This window comes from Desulfosporosinus shakirovi, from assembly GCF_020595055.1.
Classification (GTDB): domain Bacteria; phylum Bacillota; class Desulfitobacteriia; order Desulfitobacteriales; family Desulfitobacteriaceae; genus Desulfosporosinus; species Desulfosporosinus shakirovi.
Genome location: NZ_JAJDOO010000002.1, coordinates 163,466 through 189,794, shown reverse-complemented (window position 1 = coordinate 189,794; position 26,329 = coordinate 163,466). Strand labels below are relative to the sequence as shown.

The window sequence follows — 26,329 nt, the reverse complement described above, 5'->3', positions numbered from 1 at the left end:
GAGCGTCCTTCTTTCACCTTTGCTTTCCTTTTAACCTGTTCCATCTCTACCTGACATAAATTTACCTCCTCGTAGTTATTGACATATGCCCTTTATAATTAATTATACTCTGTATTGAACATATGTCAATAACTGCTATGACATAATTTCCTTCCATGTCGAGGAAAAAACAAGAAAAATGAAAGTTCCAGACTGTCTTAAAAAACAATCCGGAACTTCAGATGCTTAGTGATTAACTTTGAATGACTTAAGAAAGAATCGTCCTTAATACTTCTATATCAGGTACCGCAAAAAGTTCGGTAAGGTTGGCTTGATAGCTCTGGCAATGTACAATAATCAGCCTGTTCGGGGGAGTGTGCGTAGGGGTTTGAAAGAACATCAAGAAGTTGTTCCATTACGCTGTAGTCTTCTTGTTTAGCCGCGGCTTCCAGTGCAGCTTCTACTTGGTGGTTGCGAGGGATTAGTGCAGGATTGGCGTTCCGCATCAATTGATGGGAAGAGGTTTTCGATTCCTGTTGCCTGCCAAGTCTGGCCTGCCACCGCTCATGCCACTGACCAAATTCTTGGGTGCCAGACAGAACCGAATCCTCCAGTCTGTCAAAAGTTAACGCGCGGAAAATATTAGTATAGTCCGCACGATACTTCTGCATCATCTTGAGCAGACCTTCAATAAGGGATTCATCCTCGATCTCTTCGTTAACTATACCCAGTTTGGCTCTCATTCCTGCGAGCCAATTACGGTGATACAAGTCAGTAAAGTCCGAAATCGCATCCTGGGCCAGTTTAATAGCTTCTTCTTGATCGTCATGCACCAGCGGCAATAGGGTTTCAGCAAATCTGGCGAGATTCCATGCGGCAATATTCGGTTGATTGCCATAGGCATAGCGACCTTGAACGTCAATTGAACTGAATACTGTTGCAGGGTCATAGGTATCCATGAAGGCGCAAGGACCATAATCAATGGTTTCTCCACTAAGGGTCATGTTGTCGGTATTCATCACCCCGTGAATGAAGCCAACGAGTTGCCATTTGGCAATCAATTCGGCCTGACGCTTGATCACTTCCTGAAGCAACAAAAGATAGCGGTTCGGGGCATCAGCAACGTCTGGATAATGTCGTTGCAATGTGTAATCAGCTAAAACCCTGAGCTCCTCGACCGCGCCCCATTCTGAGACGTATTGAAAGGTGCCGACCCGCAGATGACTGGCAGCCACGCGGGTTAGAATTGCACCCGGAAGCTTGGTTTTGCGGATTACTGACTCTCCGGTTGTCACCACCGCAAGACTGCGGGTGGTAGGAATACCAAGAGCATGCATTGCTTCGCTGATGATATATTCGCGCAGCATCGGTCCAAGCGCTGCTCTGCCATCTCCCCGACGGGAATATGGGGTTGGACCTGAGCCCTTAAGCTGAATATCAACCCGCTCCCCTTTGGGAGTGATCTGTTCGCCAAGCAACAGTGCACGGCCGTCCCCTAACAAAGCAAAATGCCCGAATTGATGTCCACCGTATGCTTGAGCAAGAGGGTAAGCGCCTTCAGGAATTCGGTTGCCCGCAAACACTGCAACGCCATCAATGCTTTTCAACGCTTGGAAGTCCAACCCTAGGGCTGTTGCCAACGGATAATTGAGAATAATCAACTTGGGAGAGCGAACGGGAATTGGGTTGAGGCTGGTGAAAAATGACTTTGGCAGACGTGCATAACTGTTGTCTAAGTTCCATCCTGTTTCTATTATCGCTTTTTCCCTTGTCATCGCATCTCCTTCTCTTTTTTCTTATTGTATCCTAGTTGTTTCTTTTACATAGTAAAAATGCCCTAGGGATTCTATGATACTTTTGTTCAACATTCGATTCCAACACAAGGCAACCTTTTTTAGTGTCTGCTTATGCTAATATATTATACCCTTCCAACAAACGGGCTTTTATCCGTTGCGTAATCACTAATAAGATCATTGTAAGCAAAAAGCCCACTGTTATTACTGGACTTAAATTGTATCAATTATTAAGTTAAAATTTCCAGAACATAGTTGTTAGCTTTTCTTCCACCACCCTAAGGTTATCCGATTTTTGAGACAACACCAAGGTAATTATTTTTTCAGAAACAACGTAACGGATATTGTCTAAAGATCTGTATGGAAATTTCTTTTCAAAATGTAATAAAGCCTTGAGATCGTACATTGATATGCACCCTCAAGACTTTCATCGACTTCTAAGGGAATCTATAACTTCTTTAATTGACTCAGCACAAATAACTACTGCTTTATCTAGTTCCTCTTCATTGATAATCAATGGCGGATTAAAATATAACACATTTCCGAGTGGTCTTAAGATGAGACCTTTCCCTAAAGCTTTCTTGTAAATCTGATAACTTATTCTAACGTTAGAATCATAGGCTTCCTTTGTCTTCTTATCGATTACCAATTCCATAGCATTCACTAAGCCGATATGTCTAAATTTCTCCTATATGCGGATGATCTAATAATGCTTCATTTAACGCATTGTGAATATATTCAGCTCTTATTGCATATTTTACCATTATTTGGTCTTTTCTAAATATTTTCTGAACAGCTAATGCTGCCGAACATCCAAGAGGATTTCCGCTATAAGTATGGCTGTGCATGAATGCTTTTCCTTCATTTAATAATCTGCGTAAAATGCCTCATAAATCTTATCTGTCGTGATAGTAATAGCCATTGGAATATATCCGCCTGTCATCCTTTTTGAAATACACATTATGTCAGGGCTTACCCCGGCATGATCAAAGGCAAACATTTTTCCTGTTCTACCAAACCCTGTTGCGATTTCATCCGCAATTAAAATTGCGTTATACATATCACATAATAAACAAAGTTTCTTTAGATAGATTGCAGGGTAGATTCTCATACCTGCGCTTCCTTGCAACAAAGGCTCTACTATGATTACACGGATTTCATCTGCATACTCTGCGAAGGCCTTTTCAGCATGTTCAAAACATTCAACATTACAACTGTCTCTGCATTTTTCACAAGGACATCTGTAACAGTCGGGAGCTTGCATATGAATAGTGTCCATTAACATAGGCTTATAGATTTTCGCATATAAATCTACGCTTCCTACCGATAACACTCCTATAGTTTCTCCATGATAGCCTTCTGTCAGACACGTGAATTTAGTTTTCTTTTCATGTCCTGTCTGATACTGATATTGAAAACTCATCTTTAATGCGCATTCTAAAGTTGCTGAACCATTATCCGAAAAGTTAAATTTACTAAGTCCTTCAGAGAATAATCTCAATTAACTGTTGGCAAAGAGTGATTGCTGGCTAATGAGAAAAGTTTGCAAAGATAACGTGCTCTAACTTATCCAATTGCGACTTTATAGTATCCTGCTTCACGTAACTTTTTCACCATTAATCCAGTAACAAACGTTTCCCAACATTCGTTCTTGTTGTTGTAATAAAAATCCCCTTACTCATTCCACAACACAACCTTATATCCTAATTGTTCTAATAGTCCCATATCTTTTTCAATAGAAATTCCGGATGTGGTAAGCATGTCTCCTGAAATAGCTGCATTTACTCCTGACTGGAAGCATTTTACTCCCTTATCCGGTAATAATCCTCTGCCGCCGGCAAGACGAATGAATCCACTCGGTACCAAGAAGCGGAATACCGCTACAATTCTACACATATCCTCATTCGTAAGTTTCTTATTATTTTCATAAGCCGTTCCTGGAATAGGATTCAGCATATTCACAGGATCGAACGGATACCTAATTCCCTAATGGTAAGAACCATGTCAATTCTGTCTTCCATGGTCTCCCCAAGTCCCATAATACCTCCACTGCAGACATTAAGTCCTGCCCTTTGAGCAGCCTTTATAGTCTCGATCTTCTCATCAAATGAGTGGGTAGTACAAACATTTGGAAAGTTTCTTCTGGATGTTTCAATCGGCACCCATCAATAATACTGGCATCTTTTGAACAAAGGGTCGAGATAATTCCAACATTTTCCATATATCCAGTATTGTAAACTAGAGCGGCCTCTGTGCCTTTTCCATTAAATTTTCTAAGGCATTCTCCTGGAAATTCCATTTAACATTCGTATTAGTTTTTGTGATTTTCTCACTGGGGTCTGTTGTGCTAACAGGCGATGCGTCCAAGTATAAAACATCATCCTTGTCTACATTCTCAATTTTAATATTGATGTGATTTGCATGACCTTTTGAATGATGCAATACTCTATTCAATTAAATACCGAGGATTGAAAAAGCGGTTATCTACATCAGCCAGATCAGAATAATAAACAAAGCAATCGGGTGTATTCTGGGCCAAAAGCAGTGTGGATTTTTCAACCAGCAACAGGTTATGACTATACTTCTCATCAGTGTTATGGAGGCGTCCTGGACGGGTTTGAACAACCCCACCAATTTCCAGCCTGAAAATTGTTTCTACAATCTCACCATGTACCCCTGATTGTTGAGGATCTCTAGGTTTTGTAGCATAATCCCAAAATGCTTCGACATTTTCCCACTCAGGAGAACCGCCTCCTGGCCCCGCATACCATTGGGAGGTCATGTTCTCTCGTCCTGAAACATTAGCCTGGTTATCATCTCCAAACCCGTACCATAGGCATTGTGAGGTGAAGTTGGCACAGTTTCCTATCCAGTCTCCAATATCATAGATGGCAGGATTGGGTGACGCAATATAGGTCTTGGCATATTCAACTGATCGGACACCATTATATGGAGAAGAAACGGCAGGGAATTTCGTTTCACCGGACGATGTATCCGGAGATAATGCCTTGAATTCTTGCCTTAAGTCCGCAAGCATCTCCTCCTCAGACAGCAAAACTAGAGGAGTCTTAGTTCTATATCTACTAGAACCTGGGTAATAGTGAAAGGTGATTTTCCAAACACCGTCTATCTGTTTTAGACACATGGTATGTTGCCCGTTAACGGCCAGAAAAGGTGGATATGCCCGTTCCCGATCCCGATCCCCTGTTATGGTAAAATGAACAAATACTTCTTCATTGTTCATTCTCCTACCGCTCTAGAACTCCATTCGCCCATCCTTAGCATTCTCCTCATAGGTGATAGTGTACGGATACTTGATTGTCTCAACATAGCAAAACTGGTAGTGTGATATCAGTCTTCTGCGCTGAATAAGGTTTTCCAACCATATAAGGGGATTATGGTTACGACTTTGGTCCATATCTAATAGATAGTTGATATTAATGTATTGCAGGCCTGTATAGGCATTGTATTGCTGTTCAAAAAACTGCTGAATAGTCTCCTCCATTGTTAATGGATAGGCAGGAATGTATACATTGTTAGTTTTCATTACTGCTTGGCTTTTTTCCGAGTACGATTCCAGAGGCTCAGCCGAAGGAGAACTATCTGTGTTACCTGGTGAGCAGGCCGATAAAAAGAGCAATATGAAAAATAATAGAATAATTTTTTTCAATAGTAACTTTCCCTTCATATTTACCAGTCATCATTATTTTAAACATATGTAGTATACCACCTGGGTAGCAATTCAGGATAATTATACTGTGTTTTATCTTCAACTTAAGTGTTTTATTTGATATAATACACTTAATACAAAAAGATCTATCTAGAGGGGGACCGTTAGTGGACAGCATACAAGTTGGTAATTTTAAGTTTCAATTGGATTTGTCAAAACCTTTGTATGAACAAGTCCTGCAGCATATACGCCAGGCTATAGCTAGAGGAGACGTTCTATTGGGAACAAAGTTGCCTTCCGTGCGCGATCTTGCACAACAATTAAAACTTAACCCCAACACCGTAATGCGAGCCTATCAAGAACTCGATCGTGATCACTTAACTGAAACTCGCCGGGGTCAGGGAACCTTTATCACCTCTGATTCTGAAACAGTCGAACAAGTAAAAAAAGCACTGGCACGTGAGGCAGTGATTGCCTTCGTCTCGTCAATGAAAAATCTGGGGATCAACCGATCTACAACGGAGTCCTTACTAAAGGAGGTTACTTGGCATGAGTAGTGCTCTTGAATTTAAACACCTAAGCAAATCCTATGGTTCGAAGATCGCCCTCAACGACTTAACCGTATCTTTTCCAGCAGGTCAAATAACAGGACTTATTGGTCCTAACGGCGCGGGAAAGTCGACGCTTTTAAAGGCCATCGTTGGGCTTGTCAAACCGCAACAGGGAAGTATCGGGATTTTCGGTCAACGAGCTCACTGGAAGTCAAACTCAGAGATCGCCTACCTCCCTGATCGTGCAAAATGGTACAAATCCCATACGATTAAACAAGCCTTAACCTATGCTCTCAATATTTTACCAGGCTTTGACCTGCCACGCGCTCTTGAAATGGCCAACCTCATGTGTCTCGATTTGGACGTATTGGTATCCACCTTATCAGAAGGTCAGGAGGCTCGCTTACATATCATTCTCTGCTTGGCACGGAGGGTTAAACTTGTGCTCCTTGATGAACCTTTTTCCGGGATTGATCTATTGTCCCGTGAAACCATTATTCAACTGCTTATTAATTCTATGCTGGATCAACCACAGACTATATTGATCAGCTCCCATGAAATCCACGAAGCAGAAAGCTTGTTTGAACATGTTGTATTTCTGAACAAGGGACAACTTGTTTTAGAAGGAAATGCGGAAGCCCTGCGTCAAGAAAAGGGATCTATCGAATCCATTTACAGGGGGCTATTTCGATGAAAGCATTTTTGGCTTTGGTTAGAAATGATTCTAAACTCGGAAAAGAAGATCGTCGTCATCGATCTCTTTTAGGTAAAATTTATGCAGTTTTTGCAGTAGTCTTAGTTAATGCTGCCTTAACCTTTTCCAAGGGATACATCGACATTCATTTGATTATTTGGGGTTTGTTAATTCTAATTCCATTTGGGAGCGCCATCTTAGTTGTCAATAAAGAATGGCAAGAGGGAACCACAGGGTGGTGGCTGGCGCTTCCTTATTCAAGAAGTTTGCTTCTTAGTGCCAAATGGGTTGCCAGTTTCTGGCGCGTTTTAAAAATGTATGGTATCTTCTTTGCTTCAATATTGATATTGGCGTCAATCTATAATTTAACGTTGCCTGTCTTTTTACCTAAAATGCAACTTCTAGACTTGCTTCAGGCTTGTGCTAGAGATCTAAGTTGGTTAATCATTATAAGTCCCTTCTCGATTATTTTAGGTGCCTTGATAGTTATTATTGCAAGGTCCCATTGGATACCTGTCTCTCTCATATTCTGGGTTATCTTTGGCCTAATGGCCAATCTTTATGTGGCTGAAGCCCTTGGTCTTTCTCCACAGAAGGGTTCCTTTGTCTCACACTCCGGTCAAGGCTTTTGCTTAATCATAAATGGGAGTGATTTCTTCACAACCTTTCTTATCTCTCTCATAGTCTCATCACTATTATTCGTTTTTTCCGTGTACCTTCTTAAGAGGCATGTGGAAGTATAGTACCGAGCAGAAAGCGACGTGAAGAGAGGATTACCTACTCACGTCGCTTTCTCTTTATCTTTATCTTCGGAATATGATCATTTACTAAAGTTATTAAACATCAACATAACCATTTGAACTCTGCATAGAAACTTCAGCTGTCACAGCAGTCTTTATAATAAAGGCTTGAATCAGTCAGCTTTTACTTCGCTCAGACTCGCTCCCTTTAGAAATAAACGTTTGATGTTCTTTTCTACTGCCGGATCAGGAATTAAGGGCGGTGCATGGTGCGGCTTTTTGCGGGCATCAATGATCATATTGTCACAGGCCCAGTGCTTGTTTTCATAGTAACTATTAACCCCATAGATATCATGTGAAGGATTACTTCGCGTAAATGTCGCCCATAAAAAGTTATTCAGAGAGCCACTGATAAAAGAACTGTCATCACAAAGGATAATCATTGGACAAATCGGCATCTCGCCTCTTGTCTGTATAGCCGAGCTTAACTCGTCTAATTCCTTTTGTGCTTGCGGATAGTTTATAAACTCAGGTCCTTCGATCGCAACAATCCCTGGTATTACTAAACATGGATTTTTAAAAGCTTGTAAATCCTTCAACTGTTCTGGGACTGCTCTGCACACATCTCTTTTTTGATCACCATAGGCGGCGATAACCACCTTGCTGCCTGAGTTTAAACCTGTTCCCGAATAATCAAGGGTATCGATTGTTGTATTAGTTTGAAAATGAATGTCACGATGCAGATCAATTCGTTCGAGTATATATGTTAAGAATTCTTCTTCTCGATGGGTATCTAAAGGTTGATTCTCTTCGGCCGTAATAAATAAATATTTAGCTAGACTTACATGCCCTGTTCCTAAAATGCGGTTAGCGATAGTGAGAAGTTCAGTCGGTTGTTTGACGATTTGATACGGCGTATAGCGTTCGCTTCCGATGGCAAATAGTAAAGGATGAACTCCTGCAGCATCTACAGCATGAACTTCTTTCAGGCCAGGAATTTCTTGTTTAATTGCATGGCCCGTTAACCCATGAATGAGATCGCCGAAAGCAGTATCTTCTTGAGGTGGACGACCAACAACCGTAAACGGCCAAATCGCGTTGGACTTGGCAAATACTTTATGTACCCTCAAGAACGGAAAATGATGAATAAGACTGTAATAGCCTAGGTGATCACCAAAAGGCCCTTCTGGCTTTGTTTCACCCGGATGAACTTCGCCGGTAATTACAAAATCAGCATCAAGACTAACGCAATAACCATCAACATAGCTGTAACGAAAACGACGTCCGGCAATCAAACCGGCAAACGTCATCTCACTTAGACCCTCTGGTAATGGCATGACTGCTGCCAGGGTATGAGCAGGAGGACCCCCGATAAATATACTGACTTTTAACGGAACACCAAGCTTTTTTGCCTTTTCTTGATGAATGCCGATTCCGCGGTGGATTTGATAGTGTAAACCAACTTCCTTATTCATTTCATACTCGTTACCGCTAAGCTGAACACGGTACATACCTAAATTGCTGTTCATAATCCCTGGTTTTTCAGGATCTTCTGTATAAACTTGAGGCAGAGTTATAAACGCACCGCCGTCATCTGGCCAATGGTGAATAAGCGGCAGATCAGAAACTTGTATTTCATTGAACCCAGTCAAAGTGTTATTTGCTTTTTTCAAAGGCAGTGCCTTGGAAGCCGCCAATCCTGAGCTGAAATGCTTAAAGGGATTTTTCAACGCCTTCATTGGATCATTGCGCAACGCAATCACGTCTTGTGTCGTCCCTAGCGTATTCCGAAAAATAAACTTACTTCTCTCTAAGTTACCGAATAAATTTGATACTGCTCGGAAATTCGAGCCTTTTACATTTTCAAATAACAGTGCAGGGCCACCAGCAGCATTGACTTTCATGTGTATAGCTGCCATTTCAAGATAAGGGTCGACTTCTTCACGAATCCGAACCAATTGACCAGCCTTTTCTAAATCAAGAATACATTCATCTAAATTATGATACATTCTTCACTACTCCCATTTCTAATCAATCATTAAGCTTAATTATACCCCGTCTAGTGTGCTCTCAGTTATTGTTTCCCCTCTATTGTACTATATAGCTCGTTATATCGCCTATTGGTAATATGAAAAGGCTGGCGTGAAAGAATATTGGATAGTGTCGCCAGACACAAAGATTGTAACCCTATTCATTTTACAGGATAACAACCGATATGGCAGACCAGAGTTGTATACTGATGCTGATAATGTCGTAGTATCTATTTTCCCCGATCTTGTCATAGAATTAAGTACAGTTTTCAATTTTCCTTCCACGTCTTGATCAATCCAATAATTAAGTGAAATTCTCAAAATTAGGTGACTAGATAAGCTTCTAGTCACCTAATTTTGATTAACCTCCTCTATATTTGGTCGGATTCAACAATTTTTCAGCAAAGAATGATAATATTTTAAAGGTTTCATAATTAAAGCCAAGAACTTTTATCTCCTTTATAATAAATAACGAGTCGATGGAGCGCTCGCGTACAGGCAATGTACAGTAATTTTCTATCAAAATCACTCGAATAGTTCTCCTTATTAGCATCGTAAACAATCACAACATCAAATTCTAATCCCTTCGCCATATAAGATGGAATGACCAATGCACCTTTTGTTACTTCTCTGCCCCGTGGTTTAATGAGGGTAATTTGCACTGACTCTTTCAGCCGACAATACACCTTTTCTGCTTGATCTTGAGTTTTACATATTACGGCTATGGATTCATACCCTTGCTCGGTATACATAGCAATATCCCCGATAATCGCCTCATACATGGACTCAGATGTTTCATGATGGAGAACTAAAGGTTCTTCACCATGCCGTTCAATAGAACAATAATTTTGTTTGCCGCCTTCATCCAGCAGATTCTGTGTGAAGGTGTTGATTTCACGAGTCGATCTATACCCTTTATCTAATGACAACTTAACCGTCTTACGTTTATTGAGTATTTCAGAAATATCATCATATAGCGAATGGTCTATCATCTTTTCAATTGTCTGCTGGATGTCCCCCAGGACCGTATAAGTTGCGTTTTTGTACAAAAGCTTAAAAAACTCATATTGCAGGGGTGAATAGTCCTGAGCTTCATCAATGACCACATGTTTGATCTCTGAAAACAAATCATTTCCTTCGATTTTTAACTTAAGATAAAGAAGTGGTGTATAATCCTCATAGTGCACTTGTCCTTTTCGAAGATTTTCTTGGGTTGTTGTAACTATTTCTTCGATATTATCTGGGAGTTCTAGACTTTTCGATAACTTAACCAAAAGCCCACGGTTATTGAAAAGCAGCTCATATAACTGACTATAATCAACGTTCGTAAATCTTTGAATTCGTTTCCTAAATGCCTTAGCTTGTTTAATAGCTAATAATCGGCTGAATGACTTTATCTCAAATTCATGCCCTTCACTTTTTTCAACAATCTTTTCCAAGCGTTTAAGCCTATTTCTCTGTAAGGGGTGGACCTTTTCCAAGAGTGTCTTTTCGATTATTTTGAGCTGTTTTGCCATCGGAATACCGATTTCATTGTGTAAAAAACGGTTCTTTAGCTGTTGCCTTGTCGCAATAATCGTTCCGTTATAATATACATCTTCAAAAACAATGAGCTGATGCCCATAATGCCATAATAGTCTATCCAGAATTTGTTTAAAGATCCTCGAACCTTTAAAATCGATGCTTTGCCGCCTTTGGTCTCCTCCTACGGTGTTCGTTCGGGAATGTATCAATGTTTCAAGCTGCATATCCCTAGTTTCTACGCCAAACCTGCCTTTAAAAGCATCTAGTACTAGATCATCAAAAATGCTTTGTCTCACGTTTTCCTCTCCAAGCTCGGGGAGGACACTAGAAATATAGTGACTGAAAACGGCGTTAGGGGAAATTATGATGACATTATTAGATTGCAGACTGGAATTAAGACCTTCATAAAGGAGGAAAGCAATCCTATGCAGGGCAATCGATGTTTTGCCACTCCCAGCTACACCTTGTACGATTAAAAGCTCATGCTCCCTATCCCTAATAATTACATCTTGTTCCTTCTGAATAGTTTCTATAATATTTTTCATTTTGGCGGAAGTATTATGACTTAGTACTTCCTGCAGTATTTCATCGGTAATCCTGACACTACAATCAAAAAAATATTTTAGCTTAGAATTTCGAATTTGATACTGCCTTTTCAACAAAACATCTCCCCGACTAATCCCCAGCGGAGTGTCACACATTGCTTCGCCCAGTTCATACCTGTAAAATATGCTTGAAATAGGCGCACGCCAATCATAAACGTATACTTGACCTGTGTTCCTATCCATTAAATTGTAAAGTCCGACGTAAATTTTTTCTTTTTCACTAAAACCCTTTTCTATAAAGTCAAACCGTCCAAAGTAAGGAGAGCTTATCATTTTCTTGAGTTTCTTAATACGCTGTGAATTTGTATTGTAATTTGAGATTTGATTATTAATCTGCGAATGATATAGGTTCATATCAACAAGGCTCTCAAAGTCACTCGAAATATGAACAGTGTTTTCATACCTATCCTTTCGAGCGGCAATTAAATCACTCTTTTCCTCTAATAAATCAATCTCTTCCTTTTCCATTTCTTCGTTAATAAAGGCTATTGTGTCACTAAGATACTTAATTTCCTCTTGATGATTTTCTTGATAACTGTCCATTGAATCACACTCCTAAACTCAGAATCTTGAAAACCCATTTGACACCATTTAGAATTCGTGATATAATTTTAGTAAGATAAAATAGTATTATGAGTTTTTGTGTCTATTTTTCATTATACAACAATAAGGTCTTTAAGTATAGTCAAAGTGAGAATATCTGTCTGTTTCTATTCTCGCCTTCTCTTTGTAAGATGTTAAGGAATACACCGCCAAAAAGCCTGCTTTGAAGCTGGCTTTTTTTAGTAAGCTATATGTTGAATTATTGAATCGCCATAACATTGATTGTTTGTGGCTTCTAACAACCTTTTCTACTTAAGATCATGTATGACTTTACCCGCTAATAGACGGCCTTCCCTCAACACTTCTAGGTGATGAGGGAATATTTTTTTCCATTATCGTAAGCAAATTTCCTTGAAACTTTCCTTTTAAAAAAGGGATCTGGGAACACCTTTCAAATGAGTGTCGTTGAAACTTTTTTTAGAATAATCAAACAAAAAATAAAGTCCCTTTACGGACAACTTTATTTTTTGTGAAACGTGATTAAAGGCATCATTACTGCATATATATTTGTAATAGACATAATTATCATATTTGCGGGCATGCAACCAATTTCTCTCTGAAGGGAGGAAGTTGGATCATGAAAACATATGAGACGTTAATGATTGCGATCGGATCCTGCTCATTACTAGTTAGTTTACTTGTTTTAATCGTGGAGGTGATAAAAGTTATTGTGAAGTGAACTATCTCCTCAGTGGTAAAAAGTAGCCAGCGCCAAACCGAGCTACTTCTCACCGGCCGATAAGGTTGCCTTGCTCGCACCGATAAGGACACTACCTTATCTTTTTTTTGCCCTGCAATATAATTATGTCGCGTGTCACATTTGTATTACAAATAAAATAAATTTAACTGCTAACCCTTATCACCGAGTTAAACACGCGTTCGTCAAATAGATGCAAGCGAGGTGACCCTAGTTCTATTACACTTGTGCCTTAAACATCTAGGTGTGAATCAATTACTTTCCATGAGATAGCTCCATTATTTATAGCGTAACTTAACAGCATGTATCCGGAAACCGGAAATAACCCATTTTCGCCCCCACGCATTAACTCCCTCCTTACGAAGCTTCCGAACAGTTGTCTTAATCGGTTTAATATTAAGAAGTTATGACTCTTTAATCCTCTTCTTCTTTCTTTAATCCTGCAGTCCTGATTGCCTTTAAGAAGTTGACTAAACCCTTTGAGCTGAGAAATATCCATAATCCCACGATCAATTGGGTTATGTCTCCTCCTGCTCCAAGTAATATTTCTGCTGTAGAAATGTTTATTCCTCGACTACTCGTGATATGAAAATTCGCGATTACTGAAACCAGCCTAGGCAATGAATTACCTAGAAAAAATAGACCGAGAACTGAAAATGCAATTCTATGAATATCATTAGCACTTATCCTTGTCCCCTCATTGAAATGAGTTTCCTTCTTCACAATAACTACCGATAACTTACTCGATAGAAGCCATAGTAAAACTCCAAAGAAAATATACATTAACGGATAACTGATATTCAACAAATTTTCAAGAGTAATTTGATGGGACATTGCGACAGCAAAAGAAAGAACATTGGTTGATACGTTAATCCCTTGGATAATCATGTAAATACTAAGAATCTTACAAGCTAGGCTTGCAATCTCACGGTTACTCATGGGTTACTCACTCTTCCTTCCACTTTTTGTCGCCCCTTGAGCAGGAGATATTAGTACTTTCTTGACGGCATTTTTTATTTAATCATTGTCTATAGGTGTTCCTAAAACGTCCCGGTTATGACTTACTATCATTTTTCCACCACCCTAAATACATCATTTTTCCTTGAATTCTTTCCATTCATCTCCTTCAATTACTCTTCTGTACATTTGATCTAAACAAACCATATTATGAGTTTCCTCACCAGATGCTTAATTCCTCTAATACATTGCTTAACAGCATAAAAAAGCAGGCTGACTGTTAACCCTTTAAGAGTTACAGTCAGCCTGCTTTTTTATGATTGGAGCGTTATTCTGCAAAATAGCGCGTTATTTTTTGCCAAACCTACATGGCCGAAATAAATATGCCCTTAAACTATTAGCTAAAGTTATCAGCTTTTTAGGTTTGGCAATTAACAAAATACCACCTGCTGTTAAAAGGATACAGAGCACTTGGATAAGTCTCTTAACCGAAGTGGCACTAGTCAATTGCACAGGATTTGATGGTTCTGAAACACGTTGGACTTTTAAAGTTCCTTGACAATACTTAGGCTTGATTGACAAACTAATCGCTGGGGGAGGTATTTTTCGGCAAGCTCTGCTGAGAGCTACACTACTGGAAGAAAGTCGTTTTGTTGGGCTTTTGACCGAATATGTACGACTTCCAATTATGTTCGCTTTTGAAACAGGCCAAGCATGAACTATCCCGGTCGAATCCTTTTGCAGTATCACAACACTTGTAAATGGACATTGGTGTCCCTTCCTGTTATCTGACCTGATGAAATTATTGTTTAACATTGTCAGCCTCCTATATCCGGGCAACAAGTTAAGTAATCTAACTTCATCTTATGTCTCCTTATGGTGTAGTGTTCATCCTTGTTAGTCTTTCACTGCATCATTAAATTAAGAGTTGAACCATTGAAACCAGAAGCATTTTATATGGGAGAGCATATAATAAATAAGACTTGTAAACCTACGACCATGATAGCAACGATTGCACATCAAACTAAACTTCTAGATATACAGGATAGAGGTTACATTTGTAATTTCATGGCGTTAAAAGGAGCGGATGAGAAGTGGGAAATAATGATGTAAACAAAAAGAGTACGCTAATTAAGGCGGCTATGTTTGGAAGTCTAGCAGGAGCAGTGATGGGCCTATTGCTTGCCCCAAAAAGCGGACAGGAAATGCGCCAAGATCTAGTCGAACAGGCCCATGCAATCGGAGACAAAGCTGTAGATATTAAAGGTAAAGCGCAGAGTGTTTGGCAAAATGTTGAGGAAAAGACCCAACTGACGGTTAATAATGGTAAGAGCTGGATTAACAAAGGAAACCAGTTAGTTAGTAACCTGAAAACATTGGTATCTGAGATTCAGCAGGGTGCTTTGACAAAGACCGTTCCCGTTTATGCAGTAGAAGAATTTGTTAGTGATAAAGATAGTGACAGCAATAGTGATATTTATTGTGAAATTGATGCTACTAGTGGTACTGGTGCTGATATCGAAACTGAAACTGAAACTGATACTAATAATGACAGTGATGATCCAGAAAAGATATTTTAGACCTAAGATAGTATTCTATTGTCTTATGAACAAATATTGGCATTCCATTTGATACTTAATTAAATATTTAACGGTAGTTGAAAAGACAGTTTAAACTGTCTTTTTTTCAGTGAGACAATTAAAAGAGTCTTCATATCACCTTACAAAGACTGACCTCATCATCAACAAAATCGAAGGAAAATCAAATAATCAATATACTCCTTAAGGATAAGACGTCCTCTCGTGGAATGAGATTCTAACCCTCAATAAAGCACATTTATTAACTTACTACAATATATTAAGTTAAACAAAGCCGGAAATAGATCATGCTTGTATAATTTTGGCACAAATAATTTCCCTATTTCAGAACTTATTTATTTCGTGGGGGTTAATATATGAATAAGTTAAAACGCATTTCTAAAGTCTTTGAATCCGCAGAAGAAATTTCCTTTGACGACACCTCAAAGATTGTGTTAATGAGTGACATCCATAGGGGTGACGGAAGTTGGGCAGATGATTTTTCAAAGAACCAAAATCTATATTTCGCTGCCTTAACCCATTACTATAATGAAAATTATACTTATATTGAGATTGGTGATGGCGATGAGCTTTGGAAGAATAAAAAAGCTTCTGACGTTATCTACGTACATAGTGATGCATTTTGGCTTCTTTCTAAATTCTACAATGAGGGCAGGCTGTATTTAATTTTCGGGAACCATGACATGTGCAAAAAAAGTGATAAATTTGTTAAAAACAACTTGTATCAATACTTTGATGAAAGGGACAAAAATTACTATCCATTATTTGAGAATATTAAGGTTCATGAAGGCCTGGTTTTAAGATATTCAATGACGGAACACAAGATTCTTTTGATCCACGGGCACCAAGCAAGTTTCATGGATTATGAAATGTGGAGGTTATCGAGATTCCTGGTTAGATATTTATGGAGACCCCTAGAGCTATTCGGTGTAAATGATCCAACAAGTACAGCCAAAAACTATCATATGAAAGACGCAGTTGAAAATAAACTTACAGAGTGGGTAATACAAGAAAAACATATGCTTATTGCCGGTCATACTCATAAGCCTATGTTCCCAGATATCGGTAATCCTCTATATTTTAATGATGGAAGCAGTGTCCATCCTCGTAGTATAACGGCAATTGAAATTGTTGATGGTTTTATTGCACTTGTTAAATGGAATGTCAAAACAAAGGATGACGGTACATTGTTCATTGGCAGAGAGGTACTGGCAGGGCCAAGAAGATTAAGGGATTACTTTTTATCATAATAACGTCTATTTCTACATCATGTACATAGGTTTTTTCTGTAAGGTATTAGGAATTAAATTCAGTTTCAATTCCATTAAGGATATTGTTGCATTCGTTACAGTGCTCTACCTTACGATTGATGGCACAAACTCTTATTTTACAATGCTTGCAGTTTATTAATAAATTATTCGATTTACACCCATTGCACTTAGAGAATTTTGGAGGGCTCCCCCTTTTTTTCAAAAAAATATAAGACAACTTTTTCGGGTAGCGAAATGGTATAGCCTTGAATAACTTACCATATATTACCTATTTTAATAGATATATGGAGAGTGACCTTATGCCTTTAGATAGAATGAATATGTTTTGGAATCAACAATCAATACCCCAACAGAATCAGTTCTTTCAACCAGCGGTTGCTCCGGGGCAATTTAGCGGGGGTGCTCCCACTTGGATGCTAAACCAGAGTCAGAGATTACCGTCCACGATGGGAGGGCAAGGCAGTTTTCCGATACCACCGGGATATAGCCGCAACATGAATATGAATGGTCCCGGAAGCGGTCTGGGGGGAGGAATGTCTAGACATCAAGGAAATTTCGGAGGGAATCTTGGTTTAGGTGCTGGACAACAAAATGCGGGTGGTCAAGGCTACGCCACACCAGGGTATCCACCTCAAGGATTCGGGCAGCTACAACAATACCCCCAACCCCAGTTGCCTTTGACTCAAGGTTATCCGTCTCAAGGATATTCCCCCCAGGGATATAATCAAGATTATAGAGGACAAATGCCTTTACAATCTGCATGGGAAGAACCGAAAAAAGGCGGACTGAAAGGTTTTATCAGCAATCTTATGGCAAAACGAAAGCGGTAATTCAGATCAACCTCTCTACTTCTGTTATTATCCATTTCGAGGATTGAGAGTATCGTTGCAAACGGGGAGCTACCACTCCCCGTTTTCTTATATTGAGTATTTATTGTAAAAAAAGAGAAAGGTGCAGACGCTTATCAGAAAAAATCAAACCTTCCACATCATGTTTAGAAGGTTTCAGCTTATCGCACATAGCATATCCACTCATATCTTGGCCATATTTATGAGATAATTAGATTTGATTTACCCTGCGTAAGGCTATACATACTTCGAAAAGTTTATTTCCTCACTTGTTTTTTGGGATACCTCTCTATAGATCTCTAATACTGCTTTATTAATAACTGCTCCAAAATAGGCAGTAATAATTACTCCAACGACAATGCCATTCTGCCCCATTCCGGCCAAAATAATAATCGCTATACCTATAAGGGAAAACAAAAAGCCAAAAACAAAGGCCATTTTGATTGTTAAACCTAAGTTTTCAAACAGAAAACTAATTCCGAGCTTAAAATTATCCTTGAGACTTACTTTATCAACCACTATTGAGTATTGGACATAAACAAGGATGATAAATATGAAATTTAAATAAAGTAAATTTACCGATATAAATACCCCAAGTGAAGGGATAATCCCTAAGAGGGTTAGGACAAAAAACTTAAACCATAATTGGTTACCATCTCGAAGAAAATCCTTAAATATTACTCTTTTGTGTCCAGCCTGACTTATCACAGATAAATAACCACTATGTAAAAAACTTGTGATAAGAACAAAAGACACAAGGAGCAAAATATTAGTCAGGTTTATTTGATTAATAAGACCTCGAAAACCCCTTGAATTATACTGAAAGAAGATAGAAGGAAAATCCTCCAGAGTGTATCTTATACTAGGTGGCGATGAAATAAACCCTAACTTAAATACTAATTTTGATAAAGGCTGGTACTCAGTCTTGAAAATCTTTTCAAAAAGATTAAGTTCTCCAATGTCGATTATTAGTGGCAGCAAAATGATCCAAATAACCTTATGAATTGATTGAAACTGTTTATTCAACATATCAATTATAGACATTTTTTACTCCTTTTAGTCCATTAAATTGTGGTATAATAATTAATTATACCATATTATGGAGGGAGTATTGGGTTAGTCTATGAAAAAATACACTATGCTCTTATTTACACTTGTGGTGATGATAGCTACTGTTATAACTCAAATATCAGAATACAAAACACTTCCAAAACCTGAATTCAGGGAGCCTTTTCTGGACATTGAATCTACAAAGTTCGGCCAAATTAAAAATATTGTTTGGTTAGATAACTTTGTATTAAGTGAAAATGCCGTCTTAGTCTTAGCCACAAATCAAAAGAATAATATTGACTACTCTTCTTTATCGTATTTAGATATAGCTAATGGTGAGACTAAACTCTTAGCAGAATTTCCATCTCACCAATTCCTTGACGACATAATATTGTTTGATAATCGCCTCTCTCAAAATAATGGTATAATAACAGCTTTCAATGAAGGAGTTGTTAAAACAACTCTCAATCGAGATGACAACCACATCTTATTCTCCGAACAAGAATTCCTGCCTATTGAAGGTTTTGAGGAAGCCAGCAGCATGGATTTTAAAGGTGATCTCTATTACTCTAAACCAAATGATCATTTATTATATGTGAAGCATTTTGTCCAACCATCTTTCTTTTATTTCATGAATGATAACGAAGCTGTTAAGGAGATGACCTACTTACGAAAGCCCTATCAAATAGTCAATGCTAATATCTTAGACCGTAAACTGACCTATACCTCTCTCACTGCTAATGGGATCGACCTCTATGCCATGGATTTTGATGGTACGCCCGTTGCTAACTTTAATAAGCCCATCATAAAAAACATTATTAAAACTCAGGGTATCAAGGATAGTTTTGGTTTACTCGGCATGAATTTAATTAAAGATTCCTCTGGTTCCTCTGTTGAGCAATCTTTAAATATTTTTATGGCTCGAAGATACAAAGCTAATTACGATAAAATACTTGTCTTGGATACTATTCCATTTAACACTGACCCACTAGGTTCAGCACCGGCCTTGGATTCGACTACCTTTAATGACGGCTATTCTGTTGTCTATACCAGCTATGATGAAAGCCACAAAGGCAAGCTCACAATATGTAATTATCAGCAAGAACCCAAAGTTATTCTTGAAGATGAGAACCTCTTTGGACCAGTTAGTATTGATAGAAAAAGCATTCTTGATCCTACCGATCCTTTGGCTAATGGTGATATCAAAAACCCCTACATTCTCTACTTCACCTTAGAAAATGACAAGGCTAGAGTGAAAATCTGTGATCAGAACGGAAAACTTGTGAAGGATATTACAAACATAATCATGAACTAATAAAAGATCAATATCCCCCCTTATTGAATGTGTCAATGAAGAGAAATATTAATCTTTGTGAGTTTTCCATCTCTAATCGAAGGCAACCCCCAGATACCCTAAATCTTCTGGCATTATCACCGCATCTATGCCACTCTGTACCCTGATCATTCCGAAAGGACGAATGAAGCCTCCTAATTGCTGACCTAGGTGGGGTGGGGTGCGCAGCACATATTCTTTTGCAGTGAGTTGTTGCACGATCTGTTTGACAGCTGTGTTAATGAAATCATCAGGAAGTAAGATTTCTTTGATTAGCACCTTGTCAGAAGTAATTCTTTCAACGGCTAAACACCCCTCTATGTCTTCAATGTCGACAGAGTAGATATCTGCTCCAGAGTGCTGGGACAGTTTTTTTTGGTAGGAAATGTTCTCATCAGGATACGAAATATAAAGACGGCCGTTAAGTTGGCTATTCCTTCTGCGATTATAATCCTCAGAGGTTATTGGTAAAATCGTACAACTGAACGGCTTAGAGACAGGTAAGCTATCTGCTCCTTCTCGACTAAATAGAATCTCCCTAATATATAATCCGTCCTGGTAGCCTTGTTTTCGATAATACTCAAAAAGCTGAGTGTTAGCTGGAACAAGAACAGAAAGTTCCTCCTTTCTAGCCCTGAGAAACTGATTATTGCTATAGTCCATTAATTGAGTTGCAAAACCTCTGTTCTGGAATTTAGGGTGAGTTGCGATAGCGTAGAACATGGCTGTATTAAGGCTTCGGTCATTCGGAAACACCGTTCTGACAGGTATCATCGTAAGCATAGTCGCAATCTCTCCATCATAAAGCAATACAACCGTTTCATCCTCTTTATATCGATTGGCAAAATAGAAATCGATATAACTGTCAGGATCTCCAAAGCAAAGTTTCCATATTTCTTTTTGTTGAGCCATCTCACCTTTTCGGGCCAGTCTGATTTCGCGCATCAAATGTAATCTCCATCTGCCTTTTAAACGGCTAATTCTTTAAGTTCAAAATAAGTAGCCCAGTATTTCTCCTCCATTTTATCTGGATGGTAAGATAACTTAGCTTTTCTTAATCCCTCAAAGCCCATATCCTCCTCACGGTTGACATGAATGAGTTGGGGATAGTTCTTTTGGATAACCGCAGCAAACTCACGATTGATCATTTGATAGGCACCCGCTATCTCACCAAAGGCTTTTTCAATGTGAATGACATAAGTGTCTGAATTTAGTTTTTCTCCCATTGTGAAAGCAATTACCTTGCCCTCTGCACGAATAAGCCCACCTTCTAAGCCAAGCTCGGTGAAATTGTCAAAGCAACGCCTTACTGCGCAAGTTTCATTGGCGATGTCATGTTCATTCTCATTATGAGAATTAATCTTACACCATTGCAGGTTCATTTTCCAACACTCGTCCAAGTTTTCTATTGATATCGGTTCAAAACTCCAATCAGAATTCACCTTAATAAATCGATTGATATAATTGCGCTTAGAGTGAAGTTTATTCCCTTTTAAGGTGACTAGCTTGTCCAGAAGATAAACATAATCAAAGTTATCTCGAATTACTTTATACTCGAAGTTATCAGGAAAAACTTCTTTCATTGTTGTGATATTTTCGGGGGATATTCCTGCCACTACAAATTCTTGCCCATTGGAAACTGCGTCTTGTTTCAATACCTCAAAGACAGTTTTGATATCGCCCGTACCAGCAGGGAAAAAATAATAGGGGGAATCATTCAAAACTCCTTTAACCACAAGAAAGTCATTTACTTGTGCAACCCGATACTTATAGATTTTGGACCATGCAAATATGTTTGTGAAATTTTGATGACAACCACTCATATCAGCAGTGGCAAGAAGGGGATCTATCCACTTCTTGTCACTTATTTCTATTTCTTTAAAGTTAATCATTCTATCCTCCAAATTTGTATCTTGTTTTTAAACTTACTATATAATTTGCTACTTATAAAATCGGTATTCAACTCTGGCGAGTTCACATATTAATTACTCTTGTTGGAGAGTCAATATTAGGTACTTTTACAGATCGAGCTTAGATGGTGAAAATAAGTCAACACCTTTTTGGTAATAATTTCTCATTTCTGATTGCGGCACCATGTTGCCGCCGGTTGCCCAGATAATATGAGATGCATTCTGGATTTTGTGTGTTAAACCTTGATCTGTTACATATTTGTTTCCTGCTTTCGTCATGAATAAATTGAACATACCTGGAGCACCTGCCAACGCTGAGGGTTCAACGAATATTTTTTCTGTATCCGCCATAACACTCAACATTCTATACAACATATTATCCTTTACAGTGTAAATGCCGCTTAACAGATTTATCATTGTTTTTCCGATAAAGCTTGAAGCTCTGCCTACAGCTAATCCGTCTGCATCCGTGATATTATCAATTCCAAAGTCCTGTACACATACTTTATCATGTTCACCTGTCATACATCCTATTAACATGCAAGGTGAATGAGTAGGCTCCGCAAAAAAACAATGCACATAGTCCTTAAAAATTAGCTTTAATCCAAATGCAACTCCGCCGGGTCCTCCTCCAACACCACAAGGAAGGTATACAAATAATGGATGGTCTTTATCCACAACAACCTTTAGATCTTTAAGTTGTTCTTTTAGCCTTAGTGCTGCAACAGCATACCCTAGGAATAGATTCATTGAATTCTCATCATCAATAAAATAGCTCTTTAGATCGTTATCCGCCTGTCTTCTACCCTCTTCAACAGCTTTGCTGTAATCCGATTGATATTCAATCACGGTAACCCTTTTGCTTCTGAGAAGGTCCTTCTTCCATTGCTTTGCATCGGCAGACATATGAACAGTTACATTAAATCCTAATTTAGCACTCATTATGCCGATACTTAATCCCAAATTTCCTGTAGAGCCAACAACAATAGAATAGTGGGAAAAGAAATCTCTAAATGTATCATTGTCTAAAATCGAATAATCGTCTTCCTTAGAAAGGATTCCAAATTCAAACGCTAAATCTTCTGCATGCTTAAGTACCTCATAAATTCCGCCTCTTGCTTTGATTGACCCAGAAATAGGGAGATGACTGTCACATTTGAGCAACAAGTTTTCACAAATCACTTTCTGGTTAAATATTTCCTCCATTTGTTTTTTCATACGAGGAATTCTGATAATAGGTGACTCTATAATACCACCTTGTTCTTTTGTCTCCGGAAAGACTTTGGCGATATATGGAGCAAATTTTTTTAGTCGTTCGTCAGCAACTTTTACGTCTGCTTCAGTGAGGGAAATTTTCAAAATGGCGTCCTTATAAGCTTGATATTGTGGATTTATCCAGAATACTTCGTTAGTATTGATTATTTCAGTAAGCAATGGATATTCTTGTTGCCAACGTTCAATATTTTTCCCTAAAATCATATTAATCCCCTCAAAATTTCAGATAGCTTCTAACTTAATATGTGATAGCCAATTCTTTCATTCAGCAACCTTGTTGCTGATTGTTTAATCTTGAAGTTCAGTAAACGAACTTAGTTTAGGCCTTTCCAGAGTATTCACGGTGTCTGCTTTTCGTTGGATCAAGATTTTAGAACAGTATTCAATGATTTCTCGACGACGTACAATTCCGATAAAAATCTGCTGATCATCCACGACAGGCACAAAATTCTGCACTACCGCTCTGGAAATCAAATCCTCTATTTGGGCTTCGATGGTTACCGGAAAATTCTGAACATGTTGTTTTACTTCGCTTAGGAAAATATCCTCCGTGTTTTCAAAGGACAAACCGGGCGTATTTTTTAACTTCCAGAGTAAATCTCCTTCTGTTATCGTTCCTGCATATTTTCCTTCGTCATTAATGAGAGGGACCGCCGAATAGCTATGATACTCCATCCTCTCCAAGGCTTGACGCATCGTTGCATTTTCCTTTAAAAAAACGATGTTCTTTTTAGGTATAAGAAAAAATGCTACATTCATTTTATTTACGCTCCATTTCGGCTATCTATTATAAAGCTAAGATTAATTATATACCATACAGTTAGAAAAACTGAAATGAAACTTTGGTTTTTTGAGTAATATAATTATAGCACCGACCTTCTATTATTAGAACATCAGTGCTATGTTCACTCATTACCTTGTCACCTAGCAACCAAACTTGGAGCCTGTAAATTATTGATCTGAAAATTCACCTGTTTTAGCCTCTTTTAACGTAGGCCGTAGTTGTTGATTAATAGCGTGTACTAAATAGAAATCTATGGAATCTGTCTGGAAAAGGTTTGATTTGGCATTTAATCGCTCCACTTAGCAAAGTATAAATACGTGATCATTTTGTGATTATATGAGTACATAGTCACAATGTCAAGCTTGTTAATAAACCATGATCTTGAAAGACCATGGTTTATTTAGAACTATTTATTAGTACTGTGCTGCTTACTGGGCAACTTCTTAGCTGTATTTTCATTATTTTGATGTTTCTTGTTTTTTTCAGCTTTTGCTTGAGCATTCTGTATTTTAGCCAATTCATCCATTGATTTACCCTCCCTTTTACTGAACCTTTTCTTACTTTAACCATACGTCTATAAAAACATGCCTGCAAATATATAAAATACTGTTGTTTTTTTTAGCAATCTATAGTATAATAAAAAAGGTAATAAATCAATTAATAAATTGTTTGAATTCAAAGCAACCTGACTGGCGGGACTAGGAGCAGAATCCATCCCAATGGTTGTTGCTTGTTTTTATTTGGGTGTCACTTTGAAAGGAGTCAACAATGAGCGATAACATTTCTATGAAAACTGAGCTCTCAAGGTCAATTATTGAGAGGTATTTAGAAAGAAAATTGAAAGATACTGAAATTCTGCACCATCTTAACGAAGTCAATGATGACGACAGAACTGCAAACCTTGCAGTGTTCATTGATAGCGCTCATCATGCGAAATTTCACAAAGCCAAAAGGAAATCTCTCTATATCCCTGAAGTCGGACGCACCAGAAAAGAAATCGAATCTAAAATTTTAGAGAAGTACGGAATAGTTTTTTATGGACCGTTATACAATAGTGACAGAGAAAAAATGCTTAAAAAGCTGGCAGAACGGACAAAAAGAGAACTAGGACTAATCAGCTAGCGTATAACAGCTTACTGAACTATTTCTCATAACTTATTGGTACTCTGAAGTTTATTCACTATTCCCCAAAGCGACTATAAAAATGTTCAGCTTGGGGAATATCATTTTCATACATATATTGTTAAGATGACCCATTCAAAAAGAATACCTATTTAAAAAACGAGGTATTCTTTTTTATGCCTTCTCTGCGTTTACAATTTCATAGTTCTCAGTAGTCCGTATTTGCAAGCCCCAACGAATACTTTTCGGTGTTGTTACGGTCTCTCCCATAAGCAACCTAATAGCAAGATCTAAGAAATCCACCCCGGTAAAACAGGATTTATGAATCCCTGCTGACATACGGGTGTTTATTTCTATAAGATAGGCCTTGCCTCCATGATACTTAACTTGAATATTGTACAGATAACTCAAGGAGAATTCCTTTGTTAGTTTTTGAGCTAGAGCAATCAAATCTTCTCGATATTCAATGTTCTGCCGATACAGGTCTAGCTTTCTCCTAGGAATAGCTACGATAAGTTCGCCCTTATTCCCTAAACAATCAATACTAAACTCATCCCCTTCCAAGTATTCCATTACTATGAAGGGGTTTACATTTTTGGAGTTCTGTAATACCCGTACTATCCTATCCATGGCGATTGTCGAACCTGTTGTTTTATAAAGCTCATCCACTTCTTTCATATTCTCTAAGATTTGTTTGAAGCCATCTCCGCCAATTCCTGAGATAGGCTTCAAACAAGAACTGCTTTTGTCTTTTGTTATATCATCATATGCTTTTTCAAAGTCCACATAGTTTCTGATACAAAATGTTTTTGGGATAGCTACAATATCATTATCGTTTAAAGCCTCGTAGGTTTTTAACTTATCGTCAAGAAGTTGGTAAGTTGCACTATTCCCGATAAACATTACCTTAACTCCAAGTTGTTCAAACTGTTCCTTAAAGTTGATTAAAGTGGTTACGTTATATCTTGGTACAAACAGGTTAATATGGTGTTTCAAACAAAAATCCAAACAATACTTAGCATAGTCGCTTCCATCAAGAGACGGCTCCACTTCGAAGTAATCTGCAACCTCTTCTAGATAGCTGTTTTCACAAACGTGAGAAATAAAGATCTTAAACTTATGGGTATTATTATTGCTTAGAAAGTTTTCAATAATTTTGTAAGTTGATGAAAAACAACGATTGAAATAAATATTTGTTGTCACTTGTTCAAAGCTGTTTTCTTTAGTTTTGTTATACATAATTAATTTGCATCCTCCTATAGGCCCACTCATAGGATTAGCAAAATCATAAAATC

Annotated in this window: 25 protein-coding genes and 3 pseudogenes; 9 read left to right on the top strand and 19 right to left on the bottom strand. The window is 38.2% G+C overall.

What is annotated here, in order from left to right:
- Window positions 1-278: 278 nt before the first annotated feature.
- The 7 genes and pseudogenes from LJE72_RS02970 to LJE72_RS02945 all read right to left on the bottom strand — a co-directional run bounded on the left by LJE72_RS02970 (window position 279) and on the right by LJE72_RS02945 (window position 5,442).
- Entirely contained in the window at window positions 279-1,754 is a 1,476-nt protein-coding gene (locus LJE72_RS02970; protein WP_229246142.1) for a protein adenylyltransferase SelO, read from the bottom strand.
- Between the two features lie 253 nt (window positions 1,755-2,007).
- A complete protein-coding gene (locus LJE72_RS02965; protein ID WP_229246141.1) occupies window positions 2,008-2,178 on the bottom strand; it encodes a hypothetical protein in 171 nt (56 codons plus the stop codon).
- A gap of 21 nt (window positions 2,179-2,199) precedes the next feature.
- A pseudogene (bioA, locus tag LJE72_RS02960) lies at window positions 2,200-3,358 on the bottom strand (adenosylmethionine--8-amino-7-oxononanoate transaminase); the annotation flags it as partial.
- A gap of 88 nt (window positions 3,359-3,446) precedes the next feature.
- Window positions 3,447-3,928 (bottom strand): annotated as a pseudogene (locus LJE72_RS02955) (biotin synthase BioB); the annotation flags it as partial.
- A gap of 82 nt (window positions 3,929-4,010) precedes the next feature.
- Window positions 4,011-4,214 carry a hypothetical protein gene (locus LJE72_RS26655; protein ID WP_396390243.1) on the bottom strand — a complete coding sequence of 68 codons (204 nt, stop codon included), beginning with the start codon at window positions 4,212-4,214 and terminating at the stop codon, window positions 4,011-4,013.
- Window positions 4,215-4,218: 4 nt separating this feature from the next.
- Window positions 4,219-5,016 carry an amidase domain-containing protein gene (locus tag LJE72_RS02950; protein ID WP_229246140.1) on the bottom strand — a complete coding sequence of 266 codons (798 nt, stop codon included), beginning with the start codon at window positions 5,014-5,016 and terminating at the stop codon, window positions 4,219-4,221.
- A 12-nt stretch (window positions 5,017-5,028) separates the two neighbouring features.
- Window positions 5,029-5,442 carry a lipoprotein gene (locus LJE72_RS02945; protein WP_229246139.1) on the bottom strand — a complete coding sequence of 138 codons (414 nt, stop codon included), beginning with the start codon at window positions 5,440-5,442 and terminating at the stop codon, window positions 5,029-5,031.
- Between the two features lie 167 nt (window positions 5,443-5,609).
- Between LJE72_RS02945 and LJE72_RS02940 the strand changes: the two genes are divergently transcribed.
- From LJE72_RS02940 to LJE72_RS02930, 3 genes are read left to right on the top strand one after another with little or no spacing between them, the layout of a single operon-like run.
- Window positions 5,610-5,999: a GntR family transcriptional regulator gene (locus LJE72_RS02940; RefSeq protein ID WP_229246138.1), complete on the top strand. Its 390-nt coding sequence runs from the start codon at window positions 5,610-5,612 to the stop codon at window positions 5,997-5,999.
- Window positions 5,992-6,687 carry an ABC transporter ATP-binding protein gene (locus LJE72_RS02935; protein ID WP_229246137.1) on the top strand — a complete coding sequence of 232 codons (696 nt, stop codon included), beginning with the start codon at window positions 5,992-5,994 and terminating at the stop codon, window positions 6,685-6,687. Before LJE72_RS02940 ends, LJE72_RS02935 begins: the two co-directional genes overlap by 8 nt.
- Complete coding sequence (locus tag LJE72_RS02930) at window positions 6,684-7,430, top strand: hypothetical protein (RefSeq protein WP_229246136.1); 747 nt, start codon at window positions 6,684-6,686, stop codon at window positions 7,428-7,430. Before LJE72_RS02935 ends, LJE72_RS02930 begins: the two co-directional genes overlap by 4 nt.
- 170 nt (window positions 7,431-7,600) lie before the next feature.
- Here the strand turns inward: LJE72_RS02930 and LJE72_RS02925 are convergent, their stop codons facing one another.
- A complete protein-coding gene (locus LJE72_RS02925) occupies window positions 7,601-9,436 on the bottom strand; it encodes a UbiD family decarboxylase (protein WP_229246135.1) in 1,836 nt (611 codons plus the stop codon).
- A 130-nt stretch (window positions 9,437-9,566) separates the two neighbouring features.
- Here LJE72_RS02925 and LJE72_RS02920 point away from each other — a divergent pair.
- Window positions 9,567-9,749, top strand: a pseudogene (locus LJE72_RS02920) (Uma2 family endonuclease); the annotation flags it as partial.
- Window positions 9,750-9,891: 142 nt separating this feature from the next.
- Here the strand turns inward: LJE72_RS02920 and LJE72_RS02915 are convergent.
- The 3 genes from LJE72_RS02915 to LJE72_RS02905 all read right to left on the bottom strand — a co-directional run bounded on the left by LJE72_RS02915 (window position 9,892) and on the right by LJE72_RS02905 (window position 14,659).
- On the bottom strand, window positions 9,892-12,129 hold the full coding sequence (locus LJE72_RS02915; protein WP_229246134.1) for a HelD family protein: 2,238 nt from the start codon (window positions 12,127-12,129) through the stop codon (window positions 9,892-9,894).
- Between the two features lie 1,171 nt (window positions 12,130-13,300).
- Window positions 13,301-13,825: a hypothetical protein gene (locus LJE72_RS02910; protein WP_229246133.1), complete on the bottom strand. Its 525-nt coding sequence runs from the start codon at window positions 13,823-13,825 to the stop codon at window positions 13,301-13,303.
- 366 nt (window positions 13,826-14,191) lie between these two features.
- Window positions 14,192-14,659: a hypothetical protein gene (locus tag LJE72_RS02905; protein ID WP_229246132.1), complete on the bottom strand. Its 468-nt coding sequence runs from the start codon at window positions 14,657-14,659 to the stop codon at window positions 14,192-14,194.
- A gap of 278 nt (window positions 14,660-14,937) precedes the next feature.
- On the opposite strand from LJE72_RS02905, the gene LJE72_RS02900 reads away from it, so the two are divergent.
- Entirely contained in the window at window positions 14,938-15,423 is a 486-nt protein-coding gene (locus LJE72_RS02900; protein WP_229246131.1) for a YtxH domain-containing protein, read from the top strand.
- A 374-nt stretch (window positions 15,424-15,797) separates the two neighbouring features.
- A complete protein-coding gene (locus tag LJE72_RS02895; RefSeq protein ID WP_229246130.1) occupies window positions 15,798-16,691 on the top strand; it encodes a metallophosphoesterase in 894 nt (297 codons plus the stop codon).
- Between the two features lie 46 nt (window positions 16,692-16,737).
- Here the strand turns inward: LJE72_RS02895 and LJE72_RS26650 are convergent, their stop codons facing one another.
- Entirely contained in the window at window positions 16,738-16,914 is a 177-nt protein-coding gene (locus LJE72_RS26650) for a DUF3795 domain-containing protein (RefSeq protein ID WP_396390236.1), read from the bottom strand.
- Between the two features lie 97 nt (window positions 16,915-17,011).
- Between LJE72_RS26650 and LJE72_RS02890 the strand changes: the two genes are divergently transcribed.
- Window positions 17,012-17,542: a hypothetical protein gene (locus LJE72_RS02890; protein WP_229246129.1), complete on the top strand. Its 531-nt coding sequence runs from the start codon at window positions 17,012-17,014 to the stop codon at window positions 17,540-17,542.
- Window positions 17,543-17,797: 255 nt separating this feature from the next.
- On the opposite strand, the gene LJE72_RS02885 is transcribed toward LJE72_RS02890, so the two are convergent.
- A complete protein-coding gene (locus tag LJE72_RS02885) occupies window positions 17,798-18,604 on the bottom strand; it encodes a hypothetical protein (protein WP_229246128.1) in 807 nt (268 codons plus the stop codon).
- Between the two features lie 79 nt (window positions 18,605-18,683).
- On the opposite strand from LJE72_RS02885, the gene LJE72_RS02880 reads away from it, so the two are divergent.
- Entirely contained in the window at window positions 18,684-19,925 is a 1,242-nt protein-coding gene (locus LJE72_RS02880; protein WP_229246127.1) for a hypothetical protein, read from the top strand.
- 72 nt (window positions 19,926-19,997) lie between these two features.
- On the opposite strand, the gene LJE72_RS02875 is transcribed toward LJE72_RS02880, so the two are convergent.
- The 5 genes from LJE72_RS02875 to LJE72_RS02855 all read right to left on the bottom strand — a co-directional run bounded on the left by LJE72_RS02875 (window position 19,998) and on the right by LJE72_RS02855 (window position 24,438).
- Window positions 19,998-20,888, bottom strand: coding sequence for a GNAT family N-acetyltransferase (locus LJE72_RS02875; protein ID WP_229246126.1), 891 nt, complete (start codon window positions 20,886-20,888; stop codon window positions 19,998-20,000).
- Window positions 20,889-20,911: 23 nt separating this feature from the next.
- On the bottom strand, window positions 20,912-21,835 hold the full coding sequence (locus tag LJE72_RS02870) for a DUF2156 domain-containing protein (RefSeq protein ID WP_229246125.1): 924 nt from the start codon (window positions 21,833-21,835) through the stop codon (window positions 20,912-20,914).
- Window positions 21,836-21,961: 126 nt separating this feature from the next.
- Window positions 21,962-23,332 (bottom strand): D-serine ammonia-lyase, encoded by a 1,371-nt coding sequence (locus LJE72_RS02865; protein ID WP_229246124.1) that lies wholly within the window; start codon window positions 23,330-23,332, stop codon window positions 21,962-21,964.
- An 84-nt stretch (window positions 23,333-23,416) separates the two neighbouring features.
- Window positions 23,417-23,887 (bottom strand): CBS domain-containing protein, encoded by a 471-nt coding sequence (locus tag LJE72_RS02860; protein ID WP_229246123.1) that lies wholly within the window; start codon window positions 23,885-23,887, stop codon window positions 23,417-23,419.
- Between the two features lie 431 nt (window positions 23,888-24,318).
- Window positions 24,319-24,438 (bottom strand): DUF4023 family protein, encoded by a 120-nt coding sequence (locus LJE72_RS02855; RefSeq protein ID WP_229246122.1) that lies wholly within the window; start codon window positions 24,436-24,438, stop codon window positions 24,319-24,321.
- Window positions 24,439-24,680: 242 nt separating this feature from the next.
- On the opposite strand from LJE72_RS02855, the gene LJE72_RS02850 reads away from it, so the two are divergent.
- Window positions 24,681-25,034, top strand: a complete 354-nt coding sequence (locus LJE72_RS02850; protein WP_229246121.1) for a hypothetical protein — start codon at window positions 24,681-24,683, stop codon at window positions 25,032-25,034.
- 174 nt (window positions 25,035-25,208) lie between these two features.
- On the opposite strand, the gene LJE72_RS02845 is transcribed toward LJE72_RS02850, so the two are convergent.
- Window positions 25,209-26,273, bottom strand: coding sequence for an ATP-grasp domain-containing protein (locus tag LJE72_RS02845; protein WP_229246120.1), 1,065 nt, complete (start codon window positions 26,271-26,273; stop codon window positions 25,209-25,211).
- Window positions 26,274-26,329 lie beyond the last annotated feature (56 nt).

Excerpts from the sequence above, each read along its gene's own strand:
- LJE72_RS02860 (WP_229246123.1), bottom strand. The coding sequence starts at position 23,887 with ATGAATGTAGCATTTTTTCTTATACCTAAAAAGAACATCGTTTTTTTA.
- LJE72_RS02910 (WP_229246133.1), bottom strand. The coding sequence starts at position 13,825 with ATGAGTAACCGTGAGATTGCAAGCCTAGCTTGTAAGATTCTTAGTATT.
- LJE72_RS02930 (WP_229246136.1), top strand. The coding sequence starts at position 6,684 with ATGAAAGCATTTTTGGCTTTGGTTAGAAATGATTCTAAACTCGGAAAA.
- LJE72_RS02865 (WP_229246124.1), bottom strand. The coding sequence starts at position 23,332 with ATGATTTTAGGGAAAAATATTGAACGTTGGCAACAAGAATATCCATTG.
- LJE72_RS02845 (WP_229246120.1), bottom strand. The coding sequence starts at position 26,273 with ATGTATAACAAAACTAAAGAAAACAGCTTTGAACAAGTGACAACAAAT.
- LJE72_RS02895 (WP_229246130.1), top strand. The coding sequence starts at position 15,798 with ATGAATAAGTTAAAACGCATTTCTAAAGTCTTTGAATCCGCAGAAGAA.
- LJE72_RS02875 (WP_229246126.1), bottom strand. The coding sequence starts at position 20,888 with ATGCGCGAAATCAGACTGGCCCGAAAAGGTGAGATGGCTCAACAAAAA.
- LJE72_RS02855 (WP_229246122.1), bottom strand. The coding sequence starts at position 24,438 with ATGGATGAATTGGCTAAAATACAGAATGCTCAAGCAAAAGCTGAAAAA.
- LJE72_RS02950 (WP_229246140.1), bottom strand. The coding sequence starts at position 5,016 with ATGAACAATGAAGAAGTATTTGTTCATTTTACCATAACAGGGGATCGG.
- LJE72_RS02905 (WP_229246132.1), bottom strand. The coding sequence starts at position 14,659 with ATGTTAAACAATAATTTCATCAGGTCAGATAACAGGAAGGGACACCAA.
- LJE72_RS02885 (WP_229246128.1), bottom strand. The coding sequence starts at position 18,604 with ATGTCTATAATTGATATGTTGAATAAACAGTTTCAATCAATTCATAAG.
- LJE72_RS02970 (WP_229246142.1), bottom strand. The coding sequence starts at position 1,754 with ATGACAAGGGAAAAAGCGATAATAGAAACAGGATGGAACTTAGACAAC.
- LJE72_RS02925 (WP_229246135.1), bottom strand. The coding sequence starts at position 9,436 with ATGTATCATAATTTAGATGAATGTATTCTTGATTTAGAAAAGGCTGGT.
- LJE72_RS02915 (WP_229246134.1), bottom strand. The coding sequence starts at position 12,129 with ATGGACAGTTATCAAGAAAATCATCAAGAGGAAATTAAGTATCTTAGT.
- LJE72_RS02870 (WP_229246125.1), bottom strand. The coding sequence starts at position 21,835 with ATGATTAACTTTAAAGAAATAGAAATAAGTGACAAGAAGTGGATAGAT.
- LJE72_RS02965 (WP_229246141.1), bottom strand. The coding sequence starts at position 2,178 with ATGTACGATCTCAAGGCTTTATTACATTTTGAAAAGAAATTTCCATAC.
- LJE72_RS02880 (WP_229246127.1), top strand. The coding sequence starts at position 18,684 with ATGAAAAAATACACTATGCTCTTATTTACACTTGTGGTGATGATAGCT.
- LJE72_RS02850 (WP_229246121.1), top strand. The coding sequence starts at position 24,681 with ATGAGCGATAACATTTCTATGAAAACTGAGCTCTCAAGGTCAATTATT.
- LJE72_RS02890 (WP_229246129.1), top strand. The coding sequence starts at position 17,012 with ATGCCTTTAGATAGAATGAATATGTTTTGGAATCAACAATCAATACCC.
- LJE72_RS02935 (WP_229246137.1), top strand. The coding sequence starts at position 5,992 with ATGAGTAGTGCTCTTGAATTTAAACACCTAAGCAAATCCTATGGTTCG.